The sequence below is a fragment of the Pararhizobium sp. PWRC1-1 genome, assembly GCF_049897905.1.
Classification (GTDB): domain Bacteria; phylum Pseudomonadota; class Alphaproteobacteria; order Rhizobiales; family Rhizobiaceae; genus Pararhizobium.
Genome location: NZ_JAFCXE010000029.1, coordinates 74,049 through 86,045 on the forward strand (window position 1 = coordinate 74,049; position 11,997 = coordinate 86,045).

Sequence of the window (11,997 nt, forward strand, 5' to 3'; positions counted from 1 at the left end):
GTCTTTCTCCTCACATCCTGAACAGGCCAAAACGGGTATCGTCGATCGGTGCATTGAGCGCCACAGACAAGGAAAGCGCCAGCACATCGCGGCTCTTGCGCGGATCGATGATGCCGTCGTCCCACAGTCTCGCTGAGGCATAGAGCGGATGGCTCTGGGTCTCGAACAGCTTCAGCACCGGCTGCTTGAACTTCGCCTCGTCTTCCTCGCTCCAGGGGGTGCCTGCCCGCTTCAGCGCATCGCCGCGCACTGTTGCCAGCACCCCTGCCGCCTGCTCGCCGCCCATCACCGAAATCCGGCTGTTTGGCCAGGTCCAAAGGAAGCGCGGCGAAAACGCCCTGCCGCCCATGCCGTAATTGCCCGCGCCAAACGAGCCGCCGACCAGCATGGTGATCTTCGGCACCTTGGTCGTCGCCACCGCCGTCACCAGCTTGGCGCCGTGCTTGGCAATGCCCTCGGTCTCGTATTTCCGTCCGACCATGAAGCCGGTGATATTCTGCAGGAACACCAGCGGGATCTTCCGCTGCGAGCAGAGCTCGACGAAATGCGTGCCCTTCAGTGCCGATTCTGAAAACAACACGCCATTGTTGGCGATGATGCCGATAGGAATGCCGTGGATATGTGCAAAGCCGCAGACCAGCGTTGTGCCATAGCGCGCCTTGAACTCATCGAGCCGCGAGCCATCGACGATCCGGGCGATCACCTCGCGAATATCATAGGGCGTGCGCAGGTCCAAAGGCACGACACCGGCAATATCGCCGGGGTCGTAGGCCGGCTCTTCCGGCGTCTGCCGCTCGACGGTGGTTATCGACGGCCGGTTCAAGTTGGCAACCGAACGGCGCGCCAGTGCCAGCGCGTGCGCATCGTCGCGCGCCAGATGATCGGCCACGCCGGAGAGCCGCGTATGCACATCACCGCCGCCGAGATCTTCGGACGACACCACCTCACCCGTTGCAGCGCGCACCAGCGGCGGCCCGGCGAGAAAGATCGTGCCCTGCCCTTCGACGATGATCGCCTCGTCCGACATCGCCGGCACATAGGCGCCGCCCGCCGTGCAGGATCCCATGACGACGGCAATCTGAGGGATGCCCGCCGCCGACATATTGGCCTGATTGTAGAAGATCCGGCCGAAATGATCGCGGTCGGGAAACACCTCGTCCTGGTTCGGCAGGTTGGCGCCCCCGGAATCGACCAGATAGATGCACGGCAGGTTGTTCTCCGCCGCGATCTCCTGCGCCCGCAAATGCTTCTTCACCGTCATCGGATAGTAGGTGCCGCCTTTGACCGTCGCATCGTTGCAGACGATCATGCAGTCGCGGCCGGAGACGCGGCCGATGCCCGTGACCAGCCCAGCCCCCGGCGCCTCGCCCTTGTAAAGCCCGTGCGCCGCTGTCAGGCCGAATTCCAGAAATGGCGTCGCCGGATCGATCAGCTGCGCTACGCGCTCACGCGGCAGCATCTTGCCGCGACTGACATGGCGCTCGCGTGCCACCTCGCCGCCACCGCCGGCAGCCAGCGCCGCCGCGTCCTCGACGACCCGCATCGCGTCTGCCATCGCCGCGCTATTGGCGCGGAATATCTCCGACGATGTGGTAATTTGCGATTTCAGTACGGCCATTCATTCCCCCGACCAAACATCCTGCAAGTGTCACGCTCAAGCCGTCTCGCCAAAAAGCTCCCTGCCGATCAGCATACGCCGTATTTCCGAGGTTCCAGCGCCAATCTCGTACAGTTTTGCATCCCTCAGTAGCCGGCCGGCCGGATAGTCGTTGGTATAACCGTTGCCACCCAGCACCTGGATGGTTTCCAGCGCCAAAGCCGTTGCCCGTTCCGCCGCGTAGAGAATGCAGCCGGCCGCATCCTTGCGCGTCGTCTCGCCACGATCGCAGGCGGCCGCCACAGCATAGACATAGGCGCGCGCCGCATTCAGCGTTACATACATGTCGGCGATCTTGCCCTGCATCAGCTGGAATTCGCCGATCGGCTGGCCGAACTGCTTTCGCTCATGCAGATAGGGGACTGCGACGTCGAGGCAAGCCGCCATGATTCCAAGCGGCCCGGCCGACAGGACGACGCGCTCATAGTCGAGACCCGACATCAGGATGCGCACGCCGCCACCGACATTGCCCAGAACGTTTTGTTCCGGCACCTCGCAATCGCTGAAGATCAGTTCGGATGTGTTGGAGCCGCGCATGCCGAGTTTGTCGAGCTTCGGACCGGTCGAAAATCCGGCAAACCCCTTTTCGACCAGAAACGCTGTAATGCCGCGCGGCCCGGCGTCCGGATCGGTCTTGGCATAGACCACCAGGACATCGGCGTCCGGCCCGTTGGTGATCCACATCTTGCTGCCGTTGAGCACATAGCGGTCGCCGAGCTTGTCGGCGCGGAGCTTCATCGACACGACATCGGAGCCGGCGCCGGGCTCGGACATTGCCAGCGCGCCGATATGCTCGCCGGAAATCAGCTTCGGCAGGTATTGGGCCTTCTGTGCATCTGAGCCGTTGCGGTTGATCTGGTTGACGCAGAGATTGGAATGGGCGCCATAACTCAGGGCCACCGACGCCGATGCCCGGCTGATCTCTTCCATCGCCACGCAATGGGCGAGATAACCAAGGCCGATGCCGCCGTAGTCCTCGCCCGCCGTGATCCCGAGCAGGCCAAAATCGCCCAACTCCCGCCAGAGCGGCGTCGGAAAACTGTTATTCCGGTCGATATCAGCCGCCTGCGGCGCAATGCGCTCGCTTGCAAACCTTTGAACGGTTTCGCGCAGAGCCTCGATCTCGTCGCCCAAGGCAAAATTCAAGCCACCGGAATACATCAGGCCTCCTCCCTGTCGAATCGCGCTGCCTGAACGGAAGAGAACGCGCGATCCCAAACGGCCCCAAAAGGACCGTCGGGGATATCTGCATTCCTCCCGGTACAGCAGTCGCTGCAAGGCGCCGGCGGCAGACTCCTCTCCACCACACCGTTACCGGTTTTGAGACTAACACAGCCGCACAACAATTTCCGAACCAAGACAGGCGCTTGCACGCATGATTTGCAAAAAATCGCCTCATCAAATCGCTCGTGAGAGTTGGCAGCGGCAAAGGAGAGAGGGCGATAACGCGTATACGGTGCCGGGAATGATCGGGATTGCCCTTGCGCAAAATGCCTGTAGTCGCCAAGACGGGCATGGAACAATCGGCAGCGGACGGATCATGTCAGGAAAAAAGATTGCGATCATCGGCGGCGGACCGGCGGGGCTGATGGCGGCGGAAAAGCTGTCGATGTCCGGTCATGCTGTGACGGTCTATGACGGCATGCCCACATTCGGCCGGAAATTCCTGCTCGCCGGCAAATCCGGCCTCAACATCACTCATTCCGAAGATTACCACCATTTCCTAAACCGGTTCGGAGCTGCATCGCACCGCCTGCGCGCAGCGTTGGATGACTTTACACCGCAAGACGTGCGCGCCTGGACAACCGGTCTCGGGACGGAAACTTTCACGGGCACATCCGGCCGCGTGTTTCCAACCGTCATGAAAGCTTCGCCGCTATTGCGCGCCTGGCTGGGGCGGCTGGAAGCGCAGGGTGTCAAACTGCTGACACGCCATCGCTGGACGGGCTTTGCCGATGCCGGCCTCGTCTTCGAAACCCTGAATGGCCCCGTGACCATCCAGGGCGACGCGACTTTGCTTGCGCTCGGTGGCGCCAGCTGGCCACGTCTGGGTGCCGACGGCAGCTGGATTCCGCTGTTGAGAAATGAAGGCGTAGAGATCTCCGATCTGCAGCCGGCCAATTGCGGTTTCGATGTCGAATGGAGCGATGTCTTCAAGGACCGCTTTGCTGGCGCGCCCCTGAAATCAGTCACCACCATGTCGGATGCCGGTACCTTTCCGGGCGAGTTCGTCGTCTCCCGCCATGGTATCGAAGGCAGCCTCGTCTACGCCCACTCCGCCGCCCTTCGGGATCGTCTGACGCGGCAGGGCCATGCGCGTCTGCTTGTCGATCTCGTCCCCGGCCGCAGCCTTGAACGACTGGAAAAAGACTTGGCGCGGCAGGATGGGAAAATCAGCCTCTCCAATCGCCTGCGCAAAGGCGCCGGTCTCGACGGCGTCAAAGCGGCGCTGGTCCGGGAACTCGGCTCCCAAGCCATTTTCCAAGATACCGCCCAGCTCGCCGGGCTCATCAAGGCGCTGCCCGTCCAAGTCGTCCGCCCCCGCCCCATCGCCGAAGCCATTTCCTCGGCCGGTGGCATCCGTTTTGACAGCCTCGACGAGCGCTTTATGCTGACAGCCCTTCCCGGCGTCTTTGCCGCTGGAGAAATGCTGGACTGGGAAGCGCCGACCGGCGGATATCTGCTGACAGCTTGCTTCGCCACCGGGCAGGCGGCGGCAAAGGGAATAAACGAATGGCTAAAGGCTTTGCCTGATGCGCCGGCGTCAGTTTGAGGGCATCTTCTGGCGCATCGGCATCTGGTCAATCAGCTCAAACAGCACGGCGGCCGGCACCACCTCATCCGTGCGATATTTCACCGCGCCATCCTTGCCTACCAGCTTCAGCGCAAAAAAACCGTCCGTGACGTCCAGATCGGACCGGATGGCGTAGCAATTAAGATCGTACTCGGGGCCGAACAATGCCTTGACCTCATTGCGCCCGACCTCCAGCACGATCATGTCCCGCTCGCGCAGGCCGTCGGCCTCTGCAAGTAGCAGGTTGGCCTGCCGCGCCGCGTCGATATGACTATCATCGGGGAAAATGATCACCACCCGGTAGCGCCATTCGAAATCAGCCAGGCTCATTCCGCCCTGCTGCGGATCGATCTCTATACCCGAGAGCGCCGCAGACAATGATTTCAGCATCGCCTTTATCCTCTTGCGTAAACCATGAGGAAACTAACTGGCCATGAGGCATTTGGTTCCAGACTTTACGCCAACGGATGCCTGGATGTGAATGAGTGGCGCTATTGCACCAAAATCGCCCGGAAATCATTGACATTGGTCCCTGTCGGGCCTGGCTTGAAAATATCGCCGATCGCATCGAACGCGCTCCAGGCATCGTTGCGGTCGAGCAGGGCAGCACCATCGGCGCCGGCCCTGGCAAGGCGTGCAACACTCGTCCCATCGGCAAACGCCCCGGCATTGTCCTCCGACCCGTCGATCCCATCGGTATCGGCGGCGAGCGCGGAAATACCGTCGACACCATCGATCGCAAGCGCCAGCGACAAGAGAAATTCGCTATTGCGCCCGCCTTTACCCTCGCTCCTGATGGTGACCGTCGTTTCGCCCCCCGACAGAATGACTACCGGCTTGCGGAACGGCCGGTTCCGAACGGAAACCTCGCGGGCAATCGCGGCATGCACACGTCCGACCTCCCGCGCCTCGCCTTCCATCGCGTCGGACAGGATGACCGCCTCGACCCCGGCTAAACGGGCAAGATCGGCCGCAGCCACCAGCGAAACTGCAGCCGAGGCGACAAGCCGGACCTCGTTTCGGCGAAACGCGCGGTCGGCCGGGCTCGGGGCGGCGGATGCATCGCTGCGGATGAACGCCATCACCTTTTCCGGCAATTCCAACCGGTATCGCTCGGTATAGCGCAATGCGTCGCTGCGTGTGCTTTTGTCCGGAATGGTCGGCCCCGAGGCCACCAGCGCCGGATCGTCGCCGGGAATATCCGAGACCACCAGCGACACGACTTTTGCAGGCCATGCCGCAGCCGCAAGCCGTCCGCCCTTGATGCCGGAAACATGCTTGCGGATCGCGTTCATTGCGCTGATCGGCGCTCCCGAGGCAAGCAGCGCCCGGTTGATGGCAATCTCGTCGTCCAACGTCAGGTCACCCGCCGGCAACGGCAACAGCGCCGAGCCGCCACCGCAGATCAGCGCCACGACCAGATCGTCCTCGCCAAGACCGCTGACCTCCTTCAACAACCGGCGCGACGCCCTCAGGCCGTTCTCATCCGGCAACGGATGCGATGCCTCCATCACCTCGATCCGCTCGCACCGCGCACCATAGCCGTAGCGGGTGACGACCACACCCGTAAGCGGTCCGTCCCACAGCCGTTCGAACACCTGCGCCATCTGGGCCGCTCCTTTGCCGGCGCCGATCACCACCGTGCGTCCCTTCGGCTTTTCCGGCAGATTGGCAGAGAGTACCTTCGCCGGATCGGCGGCAGCGACCGCCGCATGAAACAGCGTTTCGAGAAAAGCTTTCGGGTCGGCGATGACGGCCATGTTTTGTGTCCTCATTCATAAAATAGACCGGGCGGCCCTCCTCCTGGCCGCCCGGTCCTTGTCGTCAGGCGACCGCGTGGTTGGCCATGCGTTCAAGAGCCGTGACGAGGCCTGAATGATCGAGACCGGCATCACCGTGGGCAGCGCAACTGTTGAACAGTTCCTGCGTCGCCGCCGTGTTCGGCAGCGAAACGCCGATGGCCTTTGCTCCTTGCAGGGCCAGATTGAGGTCCTTCTGGTGCAGCGAGATGCGAAAGCCAGGTTCGAAGGTGCGCTTGACCATACGGTCGCCATGCACTTCCAGAATACGCGACGAGGCAAAGCCGCCCATCAGGGCTTCGCGAACCCGCGCCGGATCGGCACCGGCCTTCGAGGCAAAGAGCAGTGCTTCCGCGACAGCCTCGATGGTCAGCGCAACGATGATCTGGTTGGCAACCTTGGTCACCTGTCCGTCGCCGCAATCGCCGACCAGCGTGATGTTCTTGCCCATCAGCTCGAACAGCGGCAACGCCCGTTCGAAACTGCCTTCGGTGCCGCCCGCCATGATCGACAGCGACGCATTCTTGGCGCCGACTTCGCCGCCGGAGACCGGCGCATCCATATATTCGGCGCCCGTTTCGCGGACCTTCTTGGCAAATTCCTTGGTCTCGATCGGCGAGATCGAGCTCATGTCGATGACCAGCTTGCCTTTCGACAGACCAAAAGCAACGCCGTTTTCACCGAACAGGACGTCCTTTACATCCGGCGTGTCCGGCAGCATCAGGATGATGATATCGACCTTTTCCGCCAGCGCCTTCGGCGTGTCGGCAAACTGCAGACCGTTGTCGAGCAGTTCCTGCTTCGGCGGTATGTGGAATTTCGAGGTAATGACGGTGTGGCCGGCATCCTGCAGGTGGCGCGCCATCGGCGTGCCCATGATACCCAGTCCGATAAAGCCGATTGTGGCCATGTTGCTTAACTCCTGATCTTGATGATGTCTGCGCCGCGGGCGGATGTGGCGGCGGCAAGCCAGCCGAGCCCTTCGGATGTCGTGGTGCGCGGCTTGTATTCGCAGCCGATGAAGCCGTCATATCCGGCCGCATCCAACGCCTCGAAGACGAAGGGATAGTTGATCTCGCCGGTGCCCGGTTCGTTGCGGCCGGGATTGTCGGCCAGCTGCACATGGGCGATTCTTCCCTGGTACTTTTTGAACGTGCCGACGAGCTCGCCCTCGGTGCGCTGCTGGTGGTAGAGATCGTACTGGATGAACAGGTTGTCGCTGCCGACTTCCGCGATGATCGAGGCCGTTTGCTCCACCGTGTTGAGGTAGAAGCCGGGAATATCGAAGCGGTTGATCGGCTCGATCAACAGCCGGATGCCGTGTTTGCCCAGTTCCCCTGCCGCCAGCCGCAGATTGGCAACGAACGTCGCCCGCAATACGTCATCGGACACGCCAATCGGCGCGATGCCGGAGAGGCAGTTGATCTGCGTGCAGCCGAGCGCAGTTGCATAGTCGATGGCCAAGGCCACGCCGCGGCGGAATTCGTCGATCCGGTCGGGCAGCACGGCGATGCCACGCTCGCCGGCGGCCCAGCCGCCGGCCGGCAGGTTGTGCAGTACCTGGCTCAACCCGTTGACCTCGAGTGCTGCCTTCAGCGCCTTGGCATCGAAATCATAGGGGAAGAGATATTCCACCGCCGTGAACCCGGCCTTGGCGGCCAGCGCGAACCGGTCGAGGAACGGCACTTCATTAAAAAGCATGGTCAGGTTTGCCGCAAATTTTGGCATGAAAAATCCTCCGTCTTTCTGATCAGTCGAGCAGCGCCATGATCGCCGTCGGGGCATCCTCGCCGCGTTCGGCCAGTTCCTCGAACTCGACCACCGAATTGATATCGGCACCCATCGAAATATTGGTGACACGCTCAAGGATGAACTCGATGACGACCGGCACCTGGTGCTCGTCCATCAACGCCTGTGCCTTGGCGAATGCCTCCTGGAATTCGTTCGGGCTCCTGACCCGGATCGCCTTGCAGCCCAGCCCTTCGGCCACCGCCACATGATCGACGCCGTAACCCTTCTCCGCATCGCCCGATGCGTTGATGTTATCAAAGGCGAGGCTGACCTCGAAATCCATGTTCAGCCCGCGCTGCGCCTGGCGGATGAGGCCGAGATAGGAATTGTTCACGACAACATGCAGGTAAGGCAGCTTGTGCTGGGCGCCAACGGCCAGTTCCTCGATCATGAACTGGAAATCATAGTCGCCCGAGAGCGCCACGATCGTACGGTCCGGATCGGCGGCACGCACGCCAAGCGCTGCCGGCAGCGTCCAGCCGAGCGGCCCGGCCTGGCCGCAATTGATCCAGTTGCGCGGCTTGTAGACATGCAGGAACTGCGCACCGGCGATCTGGCTCAGACCAATGGTCGAGACATAGCAGGTGTCGCGGCCGAACGCCTTGTTCATCTCCTCGTAGACACGCTGTGGCTTCAGTGGCGTCTGGTCAAAATGGGTCTTGCGCAGCATGGTCCGCTTGCGCTCGCGGCATTCCTCCGCCCAACCGGACCAGTCCTTCAGCTTGCCCCCAATCTTCCATTCGGTGGCGACGTCAAGGAACAGTTTCAGCGCAGCACCGGCATCCGAGACAATGCCGAAATCCGGGGCAAAGACGCGGCCGATCTGGGTCGGCTCAATATCAACATGGACGAACTTGCGACCTTCGGTATAGGTCGGCACATTACCGGTATGGCGGTTGGCCCAGCGGTTGCCGACGCCAAGCACGAAGTCGGAGGCGAGCAGATTGGCATTGCCATAGCGATGCGATGTCTGCAGCCCGCACATGCCGGCCATCAGCGGATGATCGTCGGGGATCGTGCCCCAGCCCATCAGCGTCGGGATGACCGGAATGCCGGTGATCTCGGCAAATTCGGTCAAAAGATCGGACGCTTCCGCATTGATGATGCCGCCACCGGCAACGATCAGCGGCCGCTCCGCCGCGTTCAGCATGGCGATCGCCTTTTCGGCCTGCGCCCGCGTTGCGGCGGGCTTGTAGGCCTCAAGCGGCGCGTAGGTATCGATGTCGAACTCGATTTCGGCCAGTTGCACATCGACCGGCAGATCGATCAGCACCGGGCCGGGTCGGCCCGAGCGCATCAGGTGAAACGCCTTCTGGAAGACGAACGGCACCAGCGCCGGCTCCATGACGGTGACTGCCCATTTGGTCAGTGGGCCGGCAATCCTGGCGATATCGACGGCCTGAAAATCCTCCTTGTCGAGACGTGCGCGCGGCGCCTGGCCGGTGATGCAAAGGATCGGGATTGAATCCGCCTGGGCTGAATAGAGCCCGGTGATCATGTCGGTGCCGGCCGGACCCGAGGTGCCGATACAGACGCCGATATTGCCGTGTTTGGCCCGGGTATAGCCCTCTGCCATATGGGAGGCGCCCTCGACATGCCGCGCCAGGATATGGCGCACCGAGCCGCGCGCCTTCAGCGCCGAATAAAAGGGATTGATTGCTGCACCCGGAACCCCGAAGGCGCAATCGACGCCTTCCTTCTCCAGAACCAGAACCGCCGCATCGACTGCGCGCATTTTCGCCATGACTATTCCTCCATCGTGTGAGGATGAGGTTAGCCCAATTTTTTCGGGGAGCAATCATTTAATGGAAATCATTCCCACGATATGGAAATAAACATCTTCAACGAATCCCGCATGAATGGAGACGTCCGAGTGCAAAAAAGCAGCGTAGATTTGCCCATACACATCCAAACGTGCCGCAAAATGAACCCTCGATTTGCCCAACGCCTTCACATGTAGCGATTCATCGGAGCTTTCCCTTTTCGGCCGTCAAAGGATTTGGGGATGTTTTGCAGCACAGCTAGGCATCGTTGGTAGACCGCAAGATGAACCTCAAGGATGACCTAGCTGGGATTTTCCAGCTTGCCCGACCAAGGCGCCTACTGGTCGATCCCGATATCGATGCGACGAAAAATGGCGCGTCTCGTACACTTCGTCTTCCTCAACTTCATCAGATTGCCAAAGCCCGGTCAGGTGGGTGTTCCTCCTACATACCACTCGACCACGATGGTTGTGCGCGCGTTTAGAGGCGAGACGCGCAACGTTCGCAAGCCACGCCCTTAAACTGCGGCATCAGTCTCCGCGTTCACAGATCGATGCACTTTTGCATGATATCACCGAGTCGGCTGGCCTGTGCAAAACGCCGCCAAGGCCAGTCGGAATTGCTCGAAGTCGAGACCCGACTCAATCTTCCGCGAGTAGGCGCCCTTTATGAAGTCATGCTTGTAAAAGAGTGTTTGGAACGCCTGTTCGTAGAAAACATGCATCCTACTCGGCACGACAGAAAACTCGCTGTAAGTAAGTAACATCAGCGTTGCCAGCAGGGGCACTGACAGAAATTCCTTGTGCTTCAAAAAGAATTCTGGGGTAATGTTAGCGATGAACTTCTCTTTCACTTCCGGGTCGAAATTTAGTTTCGACAACATCAGCAGTGTCTGATCCCTCGTCATAGGCAATAGCTTCGCAACCCGGAACGCTTCCCATGGCAGATAAAAGTCGTCGGGACGCGTCGATAAAAGGATCGGTGTGGCCGGAAACCTATAGGCTATATCGAGAATTTTGGTGGCGTAACGTGTTCGATCTTCAAGAGAAATTTCATCGATACCATCCAGATAAATAATGAACTTTCCGCTTTGCATTCCGAACTTGAGATGCTCTTCGTTGAAGCTGGGTATGTAGGTCGATACTTGCTTCACCAGATTCGCTATCAACGACTGGCTGTTATCCGTAACCGCCCGATTGCTACCGCGTAGATTTCGCTTTGATGCGAATGACGAGGAGCTCGTCGTCAACAAAGCTGTCGAGGAAGTTGTTCCATTCTTGGGGTGAGCGGCGGGCGTCTTTGAGCATCTGCTCCAATTCGTCCATGCCGTCGTCTGTCAGTGCGGTGACGGATTCGTCGTCTCCGGTGTAGACGGAGATGATGCTGCCGTAGCTCAGATTATCATCGTTGGAGACGATTGCCTGAAGAAGCTCCGGGTCCTCTTCGAGAATTTCGGCAACAAATTTGATCGTACGGACGTAGGTGACTGTCGCCATCAGGCTGCCTTTGCGTCGGTTGTGGTGATCGCCGACCAGTTCCATGGAAGCAATTCGTCTAACCTGTTGATCTTGTGATCGTGGATGCGATCGAGCACGTCAGCCAGATATGCCTGCGGATCAAGACCATTCATCTTGGCTGTCTCGATGATCGTCATGGCCCGCGCCAAAGTCTCCGCCCCGGTGTCGGCTCCCGCGAATAGCCAGTTGCGCCTTCCAACGCCTATTGGACGCAGAGCCCGCTCGGCGGCATTGTTGTCGATCGCGACACGGCCGTCTTCGAGGAACAGGCAGAGCGAGGACCATCGGCTCAATCCGTAGCGGAAAGCTGCGGCCAGATCGCCCTTGCCCGGAATGCGCGTTAGTTGAGCTTCAGCCCAGTGGCGGAATGCTTCAGCCTTGGGCTTGCTCTGCGTTTGACGCGCGGCAAGGCGGATCTCGGGAGGCTGGCCGTTGATGCCTCGCTCGATGTCGTAAAGCGCTCCGATACGATCGAGAGCCTCTCGCGCGATCTCGGATTTGTTCGATGTCCAGATATCGTGGAAGTCACGTCGCCAATGCGCCCAGCAGGCGGCTTCCTTGAAGCGAGATTCTCCCTTTTCTCCAGGCGAGTACAGCTTGCCATATCCTTTGTAGCCGTCAGCCTGAAGGATGCCGCTTGATTGCTTGAGGTGGCGGTGGACGTGCTCTTCCTTCC

11 protein-coding genes are annotated in these 11,997 nt (G+C 60.4%); 1 reads left to right on the forward strand and 10 read right to left on the reverse strand.

Annotation, left to right across the window (positions count from 1 at the left end):
* Nucleotides 1-10: 10 nt before the first annotated feature.
* On the reverse strand, nt 11-1,618 hold the full coding sequence (locus ACP7E0_RS30615) for a carboxyl transferase domain-containing protein (protein WP_426130606.1): 1,608 nt from the start codon (nt 1,616-1,618) through the stop codon (nt 11-13).
* Between the two features lie 36 nt (nt 1,619-1,654).
* Nucleotides 1,655-2,818, reverse strand: a complete 1,164-nt coding sequence (locus tag ACP7E0_RS30620; RefSeq protein ID WP_426130608.1) for an isovaleryl-CoA dehydrogenase — start codon at nt 2,816-2,818, stop codon at nt 1,655-1,657.
* A 379-nt stretch (nt 2,819-3,197) separates the two neighbouring features.
* On the opposite strand from ACP7E0_RS30620, the gene ACP7E0_RS30625 reads away from it, so the two are divergent.
* The gene (locus tag ACP7E0_RS30625) at nt 3,198-4,430 is read left to right on the forward strand and encodes a TIGR03862 family flavoprotein (RefSeq protein WP_426130610.1); all 1,233 of its coding nucleotides are present in this window, start codon (nt 3,198-3,200) and stop codon (nt 4,428-4,430) included.
* On the opposite strand, the gene ACP7E0_RS30630 is transcribed toward ACP7E0_RS30625, so the two are convergent.
* The 8 genes from ACP7E0_RS30630 to tnpC form a co-directional block, all read right to left on the reverse strand.
* Nucleotides 4,422-4,841, reverse strand: coding sequence for a DUF4174 domain-containing protein (locus ACP7E0_RS30630; RefSeq protein WP_426130612.1), 420 nt, complete (start codon nt 4,839-4,841; stop codon nt 4,422-4,424). The genes ACP7E0_RS30625 and ACP7E0_RS30630 overlap by 9 nt on opposite strands.
* 101 nt (nt 4,842-4,942) lie before the next feature.
* On the reverse strand, nt 4,943-6,211 hold the full coding sequence (locus ACP7E0_RS30635) for a glycerate kinase type-2 family protein (protein WP_426130614.1): 1,269 nt from the start codon (nt 6,209-6,211) through the stop codon (nt 4,943-4,945).
* A gap of 64 nt (nt 6,212-6,275) precedes the next feature.
* Nucleotides 6,276-7,205: a 2-hydroxy-3-oxopropionate reductase gene (locus ACP7E0_RS30640; RefSeq protein ID WP_426130637.1), complete on the reverse strand. Its 930-nt coding sequence runs from the start codon at nt 7,203-7,205 to the stop codon at nt 6,276-6,278.
* The gene (gene hyi / locus ACP7E0_RS30645; protein WP_426130615.1) at nt 7,166-7,978 is read right to left on the reverse strand and encodes a hydroxypyruvate isomerase; all 813 of its coding nucleotides are present in this window, start codon (nt 7,976-7,978) and stop codon (nt 7,166-7,168) included. The genes ACP7E0_RS30640 and hyi overlap by 40 nt, the downstream gene beginning before the upstream one ends.
* Before the next feature lie 22 nt (nt 7,979-8,000).
* Complete coding sequence (gene gcl, locus ACP7E0_RS30650; protein ID WP_426130617.1) at nt 8,001-9,785, reverse strand: glyoxylate carboligase; 1,785 nt, start codon at nt 9,783-9,785, stop codon at nt 8,001-8,003.
* Between the two features lie 590 nt (nt 9,786-10,375).
* Nucleotides 10,376-10,972 (reverse strand): NACHT domain-containing protein, encoded by a 597-nt coding sequence (locus tag ACP7E0_RS30655; protein WP_426130619.1) that lies wholly within the window; start codon nt 10,970-10,972, stop codon nt 10,376-10,378.
* 31 nt (nt 10,973-11,003) lie between these two features.
* Nucleotides 11,004-11,300: a hypothetical protein gene (locus ACP7E0_RS30660; protein ID WP_426130639.1), complete on the reverse strand. Its 297-nt coding sequence runs from the start codon at nt 11,298-11,300 to the stop codon at nt 11,004-11,006.
* Nucleotides 11,300-11,997, reverse strand: a 698-nt coding sequence (gene tnpC / locus ACP7E0_RS30665) for an IS66 family transposase (RefSeq protein ID WP_426130621.1), incomplete at its 5' end; no start/stop codon positions are given. The genes ACP7E0_RS30660 and tnpC, both read right to left, overlap by 1 nt.

Coding starts and splice junctions, on each gene's coding strand:
- hyi (WP_426130615.1), bottom strand. CDS start 7,978: ATGCCAAAATTTGCGGCAAACCTGACCATGCTTTTTAATGAAGTGCCG.
- ACP7E0_RS30615 (WP_426130606.1), bottom strand. CDS start 1,618: ATGGCCGTACTGAAATCGCAAATTACCACATCGTCGGAGATATTCCGC.
- gcl (WP_426130617.1), bottom strand. CDS start 9,785: ATGGCGAAAATGCGCGCAGTCGATGCGGCGGTTCTGGTTCTGGAGAAG.
- ACP7E0_RS30635 (WP_426130614.1), bottom strand. CDS start 6,211: ATGGCCGTCATCGCCGACCCGAAAGCTTTTCTCGAAACGCTGTTTCAT.
- ACP7E0_RS30620 (WP_426130608.1), bottom strand. CDS start 2,818: ATGTATTCCGGTGGCTTGAATTTTGCCTTGGGCGACGAGATCGAGGCT.
- ACP7E0_RS30630 (WP_426130612.1), bottom strand. CDS start 4,841: ATGCTGAAATCATTGTCTGCGGCGCTCTCGGGTATAGAGATCGATCCG.
- ACP7E0_RS30660 (WP_426130639.1), bottom strand. CDS start 11,300: ATGGCGACAGTCACCTACGTCCGTACGATCAAATTTGTTGCCGAAATT.
- ACP7E0_RS30625 (WP_426130610.1), top strand. CDS start 3,198: ATGTCAGGAAAAAAGATTGCGATCATCGGCGGCGGACCGGCGGGGCTG.